17 protein-coding genes are annotated in these 15524 nt (G+C 39.8%); all 17 read left to right on the top strand.

The annotated features are described in order from the left end of the window. Positions 1-13 precede the first annotated feature (13 nt). Positions 14-1786 carry an MATE family efflux transporter gene (locus L877_RS0104690; protein WP_026835105.1) on the top strand — a complete coding sequence of 591 codons (1773 nt, stop codon included), beginning with the start codon at positions 14-16 and terminating at the stop codon, positions 1784-1786. A 37-nt stretch (positions 1787-1823) separates the two neighbouring features. Next, positions 1824-2909 (top strand): hypothetical protein, encoded by a 1086-nt coding sequence (locus L877_RS0104685; RefSeq protein ID WP_026835104.1) that lies wholly within the window; start codon positions 1824-1826, stop codon positions 2907-2909. Positions 2910-2914: 5 nt separating this feature from the next. Then, positions 2915-5074, top strand: a complete 2160-nt coding sequence (locus L877_RS13410) for a SpoIIE family protein phosphatase (protein WP_051437681.1) — start codon at positions 2915-2917, stop codon at positions 5072-5074. 126 nt (positions 5075-5200) lie between these two features. Continuing rightward, a complete protein-coding gene (locus tag L877_RS0104675) occupies positions 5201-5563 on the top strand; it encodes an Asp23/Gls24 family envelope stress response protein (protein ID WP_026835103.1) in 363 nt (120 codons plus the stop codon). A 20-nt stretch (positions 5564-5583) separates the two neighbouring features. Then, positions 5584-5985 (top strand): transcription antitermination factor NusB, encoded by a 402-nt coding sequence (gene nusB / locus L877_RS0104670; protein ID WP_026835102.1) that lies wholly within the window; start codon positions 5584-5586, stop codon positions 5983-5985. After that, positions 5978-7222 carry an exodeoxyribonuclease VII large subunit gene (xseA, locus tag L877_RS0104665; RefSeq protein ID WP_026835101.1) on the top strand — a complete coding sequence of 415 codons (1245 nt, stop codon included), beginning with the start codon at positions 5978-5980 and terminating at the stop codon, positions 7220-7222. Before nusB ends, xseA begins: the two co-directional genes overlap by 8 nt. Continuing rightward, the gene (gene xseB, locus L877_RS0104660) at positions 7188-7382 is read left to right on the top strand and encodes an exodeoxyribonuclease VII small subunit (RefSeq protein WP_034785105.1); all 195 of its coding nucleotides are present in this window, start codon (positions 7188-7190) and stop codon (positions 7380-7382) included. The genes xseA and xseB overlap by 35 nt, the downstream gene beginning before the upstream one ends. Then, positions 7375-8262, top strand: a complete 888-nt coding sequence (locus L877_RS0104655; RefSeq protein ID WP_026835099.1) for a polyprenyl synthetase family protein — start codon at positions 7375-7377, stop codon at positions 8260-8262. The genes xseB and L877_RS0104655 overlap by 8 nt, the downstream gene beginning before the upstream one ends. A gap of 12 nt (positions 8263-8274) precedes the next feature. Next, entirely contained in the window at positions 8275-10239 is a 1965-nt protein-coding gene (dxs, locus tag L877_RS0104650) for a 1-deoxy-D-xylulose-5-phosphate synthase (protein ID WP_026835098.1), read from the top strand. Next, positions 10239-11087, top strand: coding sequence for a TlyA family RNA methyltransferase (locus L877_RS0104645; protein WP_026835097.1), 849 nt, complete (start codon positions 10239-10241; stop codon positions 11085-11087). The genes dxs and L877_RS0104645 overlap by 1 nt, the downstream gene beginning before the upstream one ends. Before the next feature lie 3 nt (positions 11088-11090). Beyond that, positions 11091-11930, top strand: a complete 840-nt coding sequence (locus L877_RS0104640) for an NAD(+)/NADH kinase (RefSeq protein ID WP_026835096.1) — start codon at positions 11091-11093, stop codon at positions 11928-11930. A gap of 15 nt (positions 11931-11945) precedes the next feature. Then, complete coding sequence (locus L877_RS0104635) at positions 11946-12422, top strand: arginine repressor (protein WP_026835095.1); 477 nt, start codon at positions 11946-11948, stop codon at positions 12420-12422. An 81-nt stretch (positions 12423-12503) separates the two neighbouring features. Beyond that, a complete protein-coding gene (locus L877_RS0104630; protein ID WP_026835094.1) occupies positions 12504-13241 on the top strand; it encodes a YebC/PmpR family DNA-binding transcriptional regulator in 738 nt (245 codons plus the stop codon). A gap of 3 nt (positions 13242-13244) precedes the next feature. Next, complete coding sequence (locus L877_RS0104625; protein WP_026835093.1) at positions 13245-13790, top strand: Holliday junction resolvase RecU; 546 nt, start codon at positions 13245-13247, stop codon at positions 13788-13790. 84 nt (positions 13791-13874) lie between these two features. After that, entirely contained in the window at positions 13875-14792 is a 918-nt protein-coding gene (locus tag L877_RS0104620; RefSeq protein ID WP_026835092.1) for a leucine-rich repeat domain-containing protein, read from the top strand. Then, complete coding sequence (locus L877_RS0104615; RefSeq protein WP_026835091.1) at positions 14789-15091, top strand: hypothetical protein; 303 nt, start codon at positions 14789-14791, stop codon at positions 15089-15091. Before L877_RS0104620 ends, L877_RS0104615 begins: the two co-directional genes overlap by 4 nt. Before the next feature lie 205 nt (positions 15092-15296). Continuing rightward, positions 15297-15524 (top strand): transposase (locus L877_RS0104610; RefSeq protein ID WP_026835090.1); only part of this gene is annotated, 228 nt, incomplete at its 3' end.

Below are 15524 nucleotides of genomic sequence, written 5' to 3'. Positions count from 1 at the left end.
CGGGGTAAATAACATGAATAATAGTAACAGATTTATCCAACAAACAATTAAGAAATACATTATCCCAACAATACTGGGGATACTGGGATCGACGATAGTTGGATTTGTAAATACTCTGTTGGCAGGACAGTGTTTGGGAAAGGACGCCCTGACAGCGATGAATATCCTCACATCATTTACATTTCTATATGCGATGTTTGGCTGCTTGATCAATATAGGCGCATCGACTATTGCATCGGTAGCCATGGGAAGAGGAGATGATAAGACGGTAGGAGAATATGAGGCATTTGCTTTTGCAACATCAATAATTGTACCTATCGTTGTTTCTGTTGTCATAATAATCTTTTTAAGACCTATCTTATTCTTATTGGGGGCAGATGAGACATTATATGCTTTTATGAGAAGCTATGCATTGATAACTATAATATTTGGTTTTCTCACCACCCTTATGTATTTTCCGTTTAATTTTCTGAGAGTTGATGGAAGAGCCCAGGTTACCATGCTGATTTTTGGAGCCATGGCTTTGGTTGATATAGTTTTGCTGATCATTTTTTTGAAACTCGGTATGGGATTAAAGGGTGTGGCGATAGCCAATACACTTGGAACGGGGACGGCCAATATACTAGGAATAGGAATACTTTTCTTCGGCAAAAATCGACAGATAGTCCCACGAATTCCAAGTGCCGATAATATACTCCGATATGTAATTTATACTTGTCGAACAGGAGCACCTTCCGGACTCAACAATCTCTGCAATATGGCGAGAACCATGATGATTAACGCGACGGTGCTGTCAATTCTTGGAAGAGATGCAGCAAGTGAATTTGCCGTGGCATGTACAATCCTTAACTTTGCAAGCGCTGTTGTGTTTGGACCGGGACAAACCATCGTTCCTTTGATAGGTGTTTTCTATGGTGAAAAAGACTATTTGAGTATCAAGACAACTATGAGACAGGTGACGAAATATTCCCTGATACTAATTGTAAGTGTTGCAATACTAATAATGGCATTTGCATATCCACTACTCCACTTCTTCGGTATAAGGACAACTAATATATTTTCTGATGGAACAATTGCCATATGGTTTGCTGCGCTTAGCATGATACCATCCACGGTTCTGAATATTTATATATTCTATTACTCCACCGTCAGGGAAGTGGGAATTTCACTTGCATTGACATTCTGCAGAGCATTTTTATTTGTTGTAATGCTTGTAAATGTTCTGGTGGGGGTAGGCCTTGGAAAATGGTATATGTCCTCATTCGTACTTGGCGAGCTTTTGACCATCGCTGTGATGTTTGGTCTTGCAAATATGAAAAGAAAGAAGAATCCTGAGAAAAAAAGCGTGTTGTTGCTTGAGGAGATTGATGGAAATAAAGTAATAGCATTTTCTGTGCCCGGTGATAAGGATGGTGCAGTGGAAGCATCTAGGCAAGTTGAAGAGTTTTTTGAAGACAAAGATTTCTCTCCTAAGCTGGTGATGCAGTTAAGTCTTGCACTGGAGGAGTTGTTGGTTATTTGTGGTGAGAAATGTCTCGAGAATAACAACAAGATGTTTGAAGATGTGAGGATAATGATATATAATAATAGTAGTATTATTATTAGAATCAGATGTGGCGGAAAAATGTTCGATCCTATAGAGTGGTATCGTGAACGGGAGGCCAATATGACTCCGGAAGAAATGCTTGAGAACATGTCGATGGGGATCAGAATGATAGATAAAAAGAGCAAGGCTATATTATACAAGCGAACGCTTGGGGTTAATAACTTGATTGTGGAGCTTTAGATGGATTAGAGTATGGAAATGAGAAAGTGTGGTTAGCATGAAAAAGTTGATTGAGTTAGAGATTGATACAGAGAGAGTCGAACTGACGGAACGCAAAACTGGGAAAAAGCAAATTTTTATCATGAGACCTTTCCGATATGGTGATGAGGAAGGGGTTATGAATTGTGTGCGAGATGAGTACGGCGACAGCTACTTCAAGAAGTTTTTTTATGATAAAGAAAAACTTCGGGCAAAGGTTGAGTCCGGTGGGTGCGATATTTTTGTGGCGGAAGTGGAAGGTGGAATTGGAGGAATAGAGATTCTATCTTATTCTGATTGCGGGGATACATATATTGAGCCGGCATCTCAGATACTTAATCACAGATATAGAGGATATGGGTTATCCAAAGCATTGGTTGATTATACATTTAGAATTATAGAGTCGATGGAGCCCACATCGATATTTGTTCACGCAGTGACATTTCATGACATGACGCAGAAAACATGCCAGAAAAAGGGAATGATACCGGTGGGATTCAGAATTGGCAGTTTTCTTGCAGAAAATATGTTTAACAGTTATCAGAAGAAGAGATGTGAAAAGTATTCAGAGGGCATCCTTATCAAACCTGTTCAAAAAAAAGATGCGGGACTTGTATACTTGCCGGCGGAGATAATTCCATTTGGAAAGAAAGTATATGATAAACTCGGAGTACAATACAATATAGCATCGCCGGATGTTATTCGGAGTACAGTGGAGGCGGGAGAAGTAGTATCCGGTTGCAAAAAGCAAGGCAAATATATTACTTATGTGGATGAGATTCAGCTTTTTGTGAGAATTCAAGTTGAGGAAGATGGACTTGACTTAAAAGATTACCTAGAGAGTCTTGTAGATAAATATAAATGTGACGGTAAATGGAGTATTCAGGTGGCATTGTTTACAGATACTCCATTGATATATAAGCAATATGAGGAGTTGAGAAAATTAAAATTTTTCTTTACGGGAATCAAACCATTGTGCAGTGAGCGTGAACAGCTTTACATGCAGTGGGTAGGGGATTGGAAACTGTATATGGAAGATTATATCTTGACGGAGGAATTCCAGGTTATCCGTGAAGATATTCAGAGTTTTTATGAAAGAAGGTAAGTGGTATGGAAAAGGATAAAAAGATAAAAAAATCAATTCAGGACAGAACATCACGTGTTGCAGCATTGCTGACAGAGGGAGCTCTGCTTATAGTTGCAATTGTTATGTTGGTGATGATTTTTAATTTGAGAGAGACTTTTATTCAATCAAGTAATAATGCAGGAAAAGATGCTGAGAGTATTTCCTCAGATACTGTAATCGATCAGGTTAAAGACAATTTGTTGCAATCTGCGGAGAGCAAGGCAGATGCTGCAAGTGAAGCACTAGAGAAGTTTCAAAGTTCTGTAAAAGTAGTAGCTGATGGTGTTGGACGTATGTATGACAATCCATCGGAGTACTCAGCTCGAAAGGTTGATTTGCCGGATGCAAAGAAGGATGGCAAACTCTCTATGCAGCTTCTCTTTTCTGCGAAAACTGACCAAAAGTCAGCTGCGATTAAAAAAGAGCTTGATTTGATTGGAAATATTCAAGACACTCTTTTGGCAATAAATAAAAATGATCCGAATATGGTGTCGAATTATGTTGCCACAGAATCTGGAATTATGCTTCAAGCAGATTACATATCAGGCAAGAAGTTTGACAAGAAGGGCAAGATTTTGCCATATGAGGCAGCAGAGAGACCATGGTATCAGGGAGCCATGAAGACCAAGGCACCATTTTTTACATCTCTCTCAAGAGATGCACATACATCAGGAATTGGAATTATGTGTGGTGTTCCTATCTATAAAGACAAGAAGATTGTGGGAGTTTCCGGAGCTGGCATGTATCTTGATGAGCTCGAAAAGGCGGTTTTGAGCACTAAAGTTGGTAAAGATGGTTATGCATGTATGATCGACGATGGGGGACAGGTTATATTCTCATCAGGTAGTAGTGAAACTTTTTCAGATGAACTGGAAAAGGTATCAGATCTTAGAAAAAATAGTCAGGAAGAGGTTGCGAATCTAGTCAAAAAAGCAGTTAAGGGAGAGACGGGAGTTACACACTTTAGTGTTGATGGTATCCCAAGTTATGTGGCATATGCGCCTGTGGATGTTGTGGGATGGACATTTTTGACAATTATTCCTGAGTACGAGGTTTTGCAACCTACGGAACATTTGGTATCTACATTGTCAAAGTCAACAGAGTATACTATTAAATCTTCTAACAATCAGATTAGAGGGATGATAATTGTCCTTGTAATAATATTTATTATACTGTATATTATTACATTTATTATCTCCAAGAAGGCAGCAGCTATGCTTGTTCGCCAGTTGAAGACATTGACTCAAAAAGTTCAGAGTCTTGAAGGAAATGATCTTGATTTCGAGTGGAATGATGACACAGAAGACGAGATTCAAGTTTTGGCAGAATCCTTTTCTTCTATGACAGCCAGAATGAAGCAGTATATCAGTGATATTACGACCATTACAGCTGAGAAGGAGCGTATCGGTGCAGAACTTGAATTGGCAACTAAGATTCAGGCTGATATGTTGCCGAACATTTTCCCTCCATTCCCTGAGAGAAAAGACATTGATATATTTGCTTCCATGACACCTGCCAAGGAAGTCGGAGGAGACTTCTATGATTTCTTCCTGATTGATGATGATCACTTGGGACTTGTTATGGCGGATGTATCCGGAAAGGGAGTGCCTGCAGCTCTATTTATGATGATGTCTAAAATCTTAGTTAAGAATTATGCTACCATGGCGGGACCAGAGGCTTCGCCAGCCACGGTTTTGGAGCAGGTAAATGACACGATATGCAGTAATAATGAAGAGGAAATGTTCGTCACTGTATGGCTGGGTATTATGAAAATATCAACAGGTCATGTGATTGCGGCCAATGCAGGACATGAGTATCCGATTATCAAGAAAGCCGATGGTGGATTTGAGCTTTTGAAGGACAAGCATGGATTTGTTATCGGAGGTATGGAAGGCGTCAGATACAAAGATTATGAGTTTGACGTGGAGAAAGGTGGCGCATTGGTAGTTTACACAGATGGAGTTGCAGAGGCGACAAATGCTTCTGATGAACTTTTTGGAACAGATAGAACTCTTGAATCACTCAATAAGGTACAAGACGGAGATTCCAATCAATTGTTAACACATCTTAAGAGCGATGTGGATGAATTTGTAGGTGAGGCACCACAGTTTGACGACTTGACTATGCTGGCAGTGAGACGATAAAATTTGTTGTTGGCAAAGTGCCTTAATTGTGGTAGAATAGACATGTATATATAAGGATGAGTAGGTATGCCTTGCGGAATCATGAGACCGCAGCATATATATTGCAGAAAGTGTGAGGTGAATGACATGGCAGATATATTAGGAACTAATCAGAGTGTCGGAGAAGTGCAGATTGCTAATGATGTTATCGCAGGAATTGCCGGAATTGCTGCTGTAGAAGTAGAGGGAATCAAGGGAGTTACCGGTTCAAGTATTACCGGAATTACCGGAAGGTTTGGTAAGAAGGGTAGCTCGAAGGGTGTCAAGATGGAAGTTGTTGGTGACCAGGTTGTTATCGACTTGTCCGTGACAATCAGATTTGGATACAGTATTCCAAAGGTTTCCGGAAGAGTTCAGGATAAGATTTCAACAACAATCAAGAGCATGACTGGACTTGATGTTAAGACAGTTAATGTTAAGGTTGCAGAGATCGCTCCTGCAGAAGATTAATAACATATACGGTGGATGACATGACAAGAAGAGAGATTAGAGAGAGATTGTTCGAGTTGTTATTTTTAGTAGAGTTCTACAAGAAAGACCAAGGAACAGTCGAGGAGATAGAGACATTCTTTGAGGAACATGAGATGTCTGAGAAGGATGAGAAAGAGCTCAGAGATAAGGTAGCTATTATCACTGAGAAGTTACCTGAAATTGATGAGATTATTGCTAATAATTCCAAAGGATGGAAGATTAACAGAATTGGTAAAGAGGAGTTGGCTATATTGCGACTTGCTCTTTATGAGATAAGATATGATGAGGAAGTTCCTGATGGTGTCGCAATTAATGAAGCGGTAGAGCTTGGGAAGAAATACGGCGCTGAAGGCGGGGCTTCGTTTATCAACGGATTGTTGGGGAATGTTGTAAATGGATAATAGACAAAAAGTTTATTCGGTTACAGACATCAATAAGTATATAAAGAACATGTTTATAGAGGAATATGCCCTGTCAGTTGTTTTTGTAAAAGGAGAAGTTTCCAATTGCAAATATCACAGTTCCGGGCATATTTATTTTACTGTTAAGGATTCTATGTCATCTATGCCCTGTGTCATGTTTGCAGGGGATAGGAGAGCAGGACTGAACTTCAAGATGAATAACGGAGATGAGGTAATCATCGGTGGTTCAATAAGTGTTTATGAGCGAGATGGCAGATATCAGCTCTACGCCAAGAGGATAGTCCTAGACGGAACCGGTGTCCTATATGAAAAATATGAGAAGTTGAAGAAACAACTGCTTGCAGAAGGACTTTTTGATGAGGCTAAGAAAAAACCTATTCCAAGGTATGTTAAGAAGGTAGGAATTGTCACGGCAGAGACGGGTGCGGCTATCCAAGATATCATCAACATATCAACTAGGAGAAATCCCTACGTGCAGCTTTATCTCAGACCTGCGTTGGTCCAAGGAGAAGGTGCAGCGAGTTCTGTGGCAGCTGGGATAAGATTTCTTGATGAATACGGTGTAGATGTGATTATAGTCGGTCGAGGTGGAGGCTCCATAGAAGACTTGTGGGCCTTTAATGAAGAGGAAGTTGCAAGAGCTATATATGAGTGTGAGACTCCGATTATCTCAGCAGTAGGTCATGAGACAGATACTACTATTGCCGATTACGTATCTGATAGGAGAGCGCCTACACCTTCGGCGGCAGCTGAGATTGCTGTATATGATGTCAATCAAGTGCTGGATCAGATATCCTTTTATGATGGTAGAATTAAGCGAAGTATGCTTGACATAATAGATATAGAGCGTCAGAAAGTTGATATGAATCTGAAAAAATTGATGCTTCTGAATCCGTCTGCACAGATTGCGGAGAAACAACAAACTGTGGAGAATATTAAGTTTCGCATGATTACGGCGATGGATAGAATACTCGAACAGAACAAGCAGAGAGTGATGGTTCTTGCCAAGCAGTTAGATGGGCTTTCGCCGTTAAAGAGATTGGAAAGTGGTTATTCTTTCTGTTCGGATATGGATGGTAGATGTATTGATAGTATCAATCTTGTAAAGCCAGGAGATAAGATGAAAATTGAAGTCAAAGATGGAACGATATATACCAATGTAGAGAACGTGGAGGAAATCTATGGAGCTGGAACAGATAATGGAACAGCTGACTGAGACAGTCGGCAAGATGGAAAATGAAAAGATGTCCTTAGAGGAGTCCTTTGAGGAGTTTTCCAAGGGAATGAAGCTTGTGGAAGAAGCTGGTAAAGCTATTGACACAGTAGAGAAGAAAATCAAAGTTTTGATGGAAGAGGCCAAGGAAGATAATGAATAGATTTGAAGATAGATTAAATAATAAAATAGAAGAAGTAAATGAGATTATAGGACAGTATATACCAGCGGAAGAGGGATATGCTGCGACTATTTTTTCAGCTATGAATTATAGCATTAGCGCCGGAGGCAAGAGAATTCGTCCGATTATCATGAAAGCGGTTTATGAGATGCTAGGCGGTGAGGACGAGGCGCTTATCGGACCATTTATGACTGCTATAGAAATGATACACACATATTCGCTGGTTCACGATGATTTGCCTGCGATGGATGACGACGATTACAGACGCGGTAAACTTACAACTCACAAGAAGTATGGTCATGCAATGGGAATCTTGGCCGGAGATGCGCTATTGAACTATGCCTATGAGGTTGTGCTTAACAATTGTAAGCTAGATGACGGCAGAGTGTTGGATGCCATGAAGGTTCTGGCTGGCAAAGCCGGTGTCTATGGAATGGTAGGCGGTCAGGTTGTAGATGTGGAGAACAACGGCAAATTTGTGGATGAAGATATGTTGATATATGTCTATGAAAACAAGACATCTGCTTTACTTCAGGCGTCACTCATGGTTGGAGGAATCTTGGCAGGTGCGGATGATGCCGTGATAGAAGGGCTTTCCGAAGTTGGAAGAATGCTTGGAATGGCATTTCAGATTCAAGATGACATCCTGGATGAGACAGGTGATGAAGAGAAGATAGGTAAACCGGTTCACTCAGATGAGAAGAACAACAAATCAACTTTTGTGGCTATTTATGGAATGGAGATTTCCAAAAATAAAGTTGAGGAATATACGACTAAGGCGATTGAGATGACGAAGAAAATATCAGGCGATTCGGAGTTTTTGGTTAGTCTTATGTCTTGGATGATAAATAGAGAGTATTAAAGGAGCATTGTTTTGGAGAAATTGTTAAAGAGGATCCAAGGTCCCAATGATATAAAAAATATTCCGCCCGAGGAATATAGAAAGTTGGCCAAAGAGATTCGAGTTCGCTTGGTGAGAAGTGTGAGTCGAACAGGGGGTCATCTGGCATCTAATCTAGGAGCAGTAGAGCTTACTATGGCGCTACATCTCTTCTTGGATTTTCCCAAGGATAAACTTATATGGGATGTAGGACATCAGGCTTATGTTCATAAGATTTTGACGGGTAGAAATTCGAGATTTGGCAGTCTCAGGCAGAAAGATGGAATTAGTGGATTTCCACGAACCAATGAAAGTGAAGTGGATTTATTTAATACGGGGCACTCATCTACATCTATATCCACGGCTCTTGGTCTTGCAAAGGCGAGAGATATCAAGGGAACTGATGAGAAGATTGTCGCAGTGATTGGAGATGGGGCGCTTACCAGTGGTTTGGCATTTGAGGCACTCAACAATGCGGAACCTCTAAAGTCCAACCTAATGATTGTAATTAATGACAATAGAATGTCTATAGCGAAAAATGTTGGTGGGATGTCTACATATCTCGGCAAATTGAGAACTAATCGCAAGTATAATAACCTGAAAGTAAACATAGAAGAACTTTTGGATAGGATTCCCAGCGTTGGAACTTCCATGAGTGGCACTATCAAAAATGCTAAGAATTCCTTGAAGCATCTTTTTGTGCCGGGAATGCTCTTTGAAGAGATGGGAATTATCTATATGGGGCCAATCGACGGCCATGATATAAACCAGATGACCCAGGCTTTTCAAGATGCTTCAAGAATAAAGAACAGACCTGTAATTGTTCATGTTATAACTAAGAAGGGTAAGGGCTATGGACCCGCAGAGAAGAACCCTTCGGTTTTCCATGGGATTGGAAGATTTGACATTAGATCTGGTAAGAGTATAGAAAAAAAGACAAGAACATATACAGATGTATTTAGTGATTGGCTTGTAAAAAAGGGAAGAGAGCGAGAAGACTTGGTATCTATATGTGCCGCTATGCCGGACGGAACCGGAACTACCAGGTTTTCCAAGGTTTTCCCCAAGAGATTTTTCGATGTGGGAATTGCGGAGGAGCACGCGGTTACGTTCTCAGCGGGAATAGCTAAGGGAGGACTTAGACCGGTTGTTTCGATTTACTCGACCTTTTTCCAAAGGGCATATGATGAAATACTTCACGATGTAGCTCTTAACAATCTACCGGTTGTATTCGCAGTGGATAGAAGTGGTATAGTGGGTCGTGATGGTGATACACATCAGGGTGTATTTGATATTTCATATTTTTCAAGTATTCCCAATATAACAATTATCTCGCCTATGGATGAAACAGAGCTAGAGATGGCTTTGGATTATGCGATAGAGTTGGGGACACCTGTTGCAGTCAGGTATCCAAGAGGAACTGCTGTCAAACTTCGCGAGGGTGATTATAAACCAATGGAAATTGGAAAGTCGGACGTAGTTATGATAGATGGTGAAATTGCAGATAGTGAGAAACTCGAGAGAGTTTGTGAGGAGAATCAAATCTCAGGCTCTAACAAGAGAGATGTTCTCATACTTGCTGTCGGCAACATGGTTGAAAATGCTATGAAGACATCAAAGAGACTTCAGAAAGAAGGTGTAACTACAACTGTAGTAAACATGAGGTTTGTCAAGCCATATGACACAGAGTTAGTTCTCAAGTATGCGCCTAAGCACCGAATGGTAGTTACAATAGAGGACAACGAGAAAATTGGAGGTTTTGGTCAGCAAGTATTGTCATTCCTTGAAGAAAAATCTGTAGCTGTGGAAAGAGCTATAAATTATTCCTTTGATGACTTCTTTGTTGAGCACGGTGCTCCTCGCGAATTATATGAGAAATATGGATTTGACGACCGAAGTATGTCAAGGGTTATATCTCTATGCATAAGTAAGATGAAAAAAATGTCAGGTGATAAATAATGGAAAAAGAGAGATTAGATGTAATATTAGTCAACAAGGGGATTGCCGAGTCCAGAGAGAAGGCCAAGGCACTCATCATGACCGGAAATGTTTTTGTCAACAACCAAAGAGAAGACAAGGCCGGTCAGAAAATTCCGCTTGATGCCTATATTGAGATCAAAGGGAAGAAAATGAAATACGTGAGTCGTGGAGGTTATAAACTTGAGAAGGCAATCGAGAGTTTTGATATTGACCTCACCGATAAGTATTGCATGGACGTGGGGGCATCAACAGGGGGATTTACGGATTGTATGCTTCAGAATGGTGCCAGTCACGTGTATTCAGTGGATGTGGGAACCAATCAGCTCGCATGGAAACTCAGAAATGACGAGCGAGTGACATCGATGGAGAAGACCAATGCGAGATATATGGAGCCAGCGATGTTTGACAAGAAAATAGAATTCGTATCTGTTGATGTGGCATTTATATCTCTTAAAAAGATTCTTTTGCCGATAAAAGGAATTATGGAGCCTGGCGCTAAAGCAGTCTGCTTGATTAAACCTCAGTTTGAAGTTGGAAGAGAGAAAGTTGGCAAAAAGGGTGTGGTAAGAGAACCGGAGCTTCATAAAGAAGTTATTAGAGATATAATAGAATATTCGTTAAGCGGAACATTTTCCGTATTAAATCTTGACTACTCGCCAATCAAGGGGCCTGAGGGGAATATTGAATATCTTATTTATCTTGAAAATTCGAACCAAGAATTGGATGAAGAGCAGGTGGCAGCGGAGGCTATGCGCTGGGATGAAAAAGTAGAGGAAGTTGTAAGTGAGGCGCATCAAAGCGCAGTAAAGCATGTCGAAGAGGTGTAGACCATGAAGAAGATTTGCATTATTGTAAACAAAGAAAAGGATACCGGTGGAACAGTTGCCGGGGTGATTCAGTCATATCTGGAGCAAACCGGAGAGAAGTACGGCGGTGTCGAGGTTGAAGTTGTAGGACATGAGGATGATTTTAGTTACGGCGATGAGGATTTGGCGATAGTTTTGGGGGGAGATGGAACTGTTATCACGGCAGCTAAGAAGATTGCCGGAAATGATATTCCTATGCTGGGAATCAATCTGGGAACCCTCGGTTTTTTGACCGAAGTTGAACGTCCTAGAATCTATCAAGCGTTGGATATGATTCTTGAGAATAAGTATTCCAAAGAGAGCAGGATGGTTCTCAGAGGCAATATCGAGGGATCAGATGAATCTTGGCTTGCCGTCAATGAGATTATTGTCAGCAAGGCCGATATGGGAAGAATGATAACAATTAGTGTTTGGGTAAATGATCAGCTGATGGACACATATGTGGCAGATGGGGTGCTGGTTGCCACACCTACAGGGTCAACAGCATATAATCTCTCATCAGGTGGGCCGGTGCTTTCGCCCAATATGGAAGCGTTTGTTATCACTCCGATTTGCCCTCATTCGCTCAACAAGCGAAGTATCGTTGTTTCGTCGAATGAAAATATTCGTATTCAAGTTGAGAGAACAAGAGAAGTTTACATTGATGAAGCGGCTATACGCTGTGACGGCGAGGTTTCCGGTCAGGCAAAGACAGGTGATATAATCAATATCAGGAAAGCAGATGAGACATTTGAGATTGCAAACCTCGGAGATGTGGGATTTTTCGACAAGATGAGAAGTAAGCTCAACAGGACAATTAAGTAAAAGAGGCGAAGATCAGTGAGAAAAAGAAGACAAGAAAGAATTCTTCATATAATCGCGGAGCGCGAGGTGGAGACGCAAGATGAATTGGTGAAAATCCTAAACGAAGAGGGCTTTGAGGTTACTCAAGCTACGGTTTCAAGAGATATAAGAGCTCTTGAGTTGACCAAGGTTCCGGGGGTAAACGTTAGACAGAAGTACTATTATGGAGAACCGGTGGAAAAGAACAGTTCCAATGTGGGAAGGCAGTACCAGAGTGTTCTCATGGATGGAATCATATCCATGGAACAGGCGGGAAATCTTCTTGTAATCAAGACAGTCAGCGGAATGGCTATGGCTGTTGCGGCAGCTGTTGATGAAATGGAGATAGAAGGTATTGTGGGCTCTATTGCTGGAGATGATACAATTCTCTGTGCTATAAAACTAGAGAATCAAGTTGGGAGTGTAATCAGGTATATTCAAGAAAAGATTGACTTGATGTCGTCAATGAAGTAAACTAATTAATGGGACTGCTTGCACAAAGTCAAGCGGAACATTTTATCAAAGAATAATAATAAATTTTTATAGGAGGCTATTATGTCAGGACATTCAAAATTTGCTAATATTAAGCATAAGAAGGAAAAGAATGATGCGAAGAGGGGAAAAATCTTTACTGTAATAGGTAGAGAAATTGCGGTTGCTGTTAAAGAAGGCGGCCCAGACCCTAATAACAACAGTAAGTTGAGGGATGTTATCGCAAAGGCAAAGGCAAATAACATGCCAAACGATACTATTGAAAGAGGAATCAAGAAGGCTGCAGGAAACGTTGATGCGGTTAATTATGTAAGCATTACATATGAAGGATATGGTCCAAATGGAACAGCTATCATCGTTGAGGCTCTTACAGATAACAAGAATAGAACAGCTTCTAACGTCCGCAATGCCTTTACAAAGGGAAATGGAAACGTTGGAACACCGGGTTGCGTGTCCTTTATGTTTGATACCAAGGGACAGATTATCGTTGCCAAGGAAGAGTATGAAACAGATAGTGATGAATTTATGCTAATGGCACTTGATGCAGGAGCAGAAGATTTTAATGAGGAAGATGAGTGCTATGAGATTCTCACAACTCCAGAAGATTTCAGCGCTGTTAGAGAGGCGTTAGAGAAGGAAAATGTTCCGATGGCTCAAGCTGAGGTGACAATGATTCCACAGACATATGTTGAACTCACATCTGAAGATGACAAGAAGAGCTTCCAGAAAATCATGGATTTGCTCGATGAGGATGACGATGTACAGAACGTATATCATAATGTCGAAAATGACGAGGAGTAGTAGATGGCTACATGGAATAGTAGAGGATTACGAGGGTCATATCTTGAGGAATTAATTAATTTGACCAATGAAAAGTATCAGCGACAAAATTTGGCACTGATACAGAAAATTCCTACACCTATTAAACCGATAAATATTGACCAGAAATCAAGGCATATTACATTAGCATACTTTGAACAGAAAAGTACGGTCGATTATATAGGAGCAGTTCAGGGGATACCGGTATGTTTTGATGCTAAAGAGTGCAACGAAGCAAGGTTTCCCCTTGCTAATGTGCATGAACATCAGATTGAATTTATGAAAGGTTTTGAAAGGCAGCAGGGAGTAGCATTTTTGCTAATATATTTTAAGAGCATAGACATATTCTATTATTTGCCATTGAGGACATTGCTTGTATTTTGGGAAAGAATGCAAAACGGAGGAAGAAAGAGTTTTCTGTATGAGGAACTAGATCCGAGTTATGAGATATCCCAGTATTCAGGAACATTTGTGCATTATTTGGAGATGATATCAAAGGATATGGAGGAACGAGAACAATCAAATGATTAATTTATACTTGATTGACACTAAATTGACACTAAAGTTGTATACAATATCATACGGTCAAGAAATAAAAAGGAGGAGACCAATGATATGTATAAAATAATGATATTTGTAAGTGTGTTCATATTTTCTTTGGGAATTTCAAATTATGCAAGTGCAGAGACCAAGGGGAGTTGCGGAAAAAATGCAACTTATATTGATGACGGCAAAGGCACTTTGACTATTACCGGAACAGGTAGTGTAGATTCGATACCGAGTGACGGCAATAAAGTTGTAGGTGCAAGTACTGGTATAAAAAAACTTATAATCGGTGAAGGAATCACTTCAATTAACTGCAATTTTACTTATGAGTATATGAATGCAATTGAGGAAGTTAAGCTTCCATCAACAATTGTAGATATAAATAAGACTTTTAATATGACAAAACTTAAGTCAATTACAATTCCAGGATCGGTTAAAGTGATTGAAAAATCAGCTTTTGAAAACTGTTCTAATTTGACAAGTGTTGTTTTAGAAAATGGTATCTCTGAGATAGAAGACAAAGCATTTTTGGCGTGTACTAAGTTGAAGGAGATTACTATACCAAAGTCTGTGACTAGGATAGGTAAAAGTATTATTGAGAATACAAATAGTCTTATGAAGGTTGATAATAAATCAAACCAAGTCTGCCCGTTGCCTACAAAGAGGCTTGGAGCGTTAAAGCTGTATCAAACATTTTTTGTGGATGACAAAAAGGTTACAGCTGTTCCAGCATGTAAAATGGCAATAGGAAAATGGAATTCGTACAAAGTGACTCTAAAACTTTCTGGTGGTAAGTTAGTTGGAAAAAAATCACTAAACACACATACAATACATCAGAGAAACTGCCTAAAGCAAAGAAAAAAGGTTATGTTTTCTTTGGATGGGAAGAAAAGAATAGCGGATATTATGTTACTTGCGATAGAATATACAAGGAATTATCGCGAAATGTTACATTCAAAGCTGTGTTCAAAAAGGTTAAGAAAGTGAATGGTAAAAAGAAAAGAATTATTACTTTAGAGAAACCGAAGATAAGCGGGGTTGCATCAAATATTCATATCAAGGTTGCTCGATCTAAAAAGAGTAAGTCATTCATAATGTTCAAATTTAGCCTTTCAAAAAAATATAAGAAATCTGTAAAAGGTATTTCTTGTAAATATTCAACAAGAGCTAATGAAATAGTAATCAAGATTCCAAAAGGAAAGGGAAACAGCATTAAAGTTTCCTGGTCTGATTCTGGCGATAATGAAAGTAGTCTTGAATCGCCTGAATATTACATAGTACGGTAAATAGTTTGGAATACTGCTGGTCTTACAAGTAAAGCTTGTAAGACTATTTTAATTGACAATTGACAACAGGAGAACCTTAGATATGAAAACATTTTTTTATTCCTTAAAACTTTTTTTTAAGACACCAAGTGATGTAATATAATAATAGTTGGCACTTTTCTTAGGAAGTTTGTAGTGATATAATACAACCCAAAGGAGGTGCCACATGGCAACAAAAAAACAACGTAAATACGACATGGAATTTAAAATCCAAGCAGTTAAACTTGGTAAGGAAATTGGCGTTCAACGTGCTGCAAAAGAGCTCGGCATACCCGCACATACCATTTATAACTGGAATAAACAAGTCAAAGATGGAAGTCTTGACATCGGCGAAGGTGCTCATTCGCCCTCTAATGCCCGTACACTTAACGCAGAAATGATTGAACTGCGTAAG

Source organism: Eubacterium xylanophilum ATCC 35991 (assembly GCF_000518685.1).
GTDB classification, from domain to species: Bacteria; Bacillota; Clostridia; order Lachnospirales; family Lachnospiraceae; genus Eubacterium_F; species Eubacterium_F xylanophilum.
This window is presented reverse-complemented; position numbering and strand designations above follow the sequence as displayed.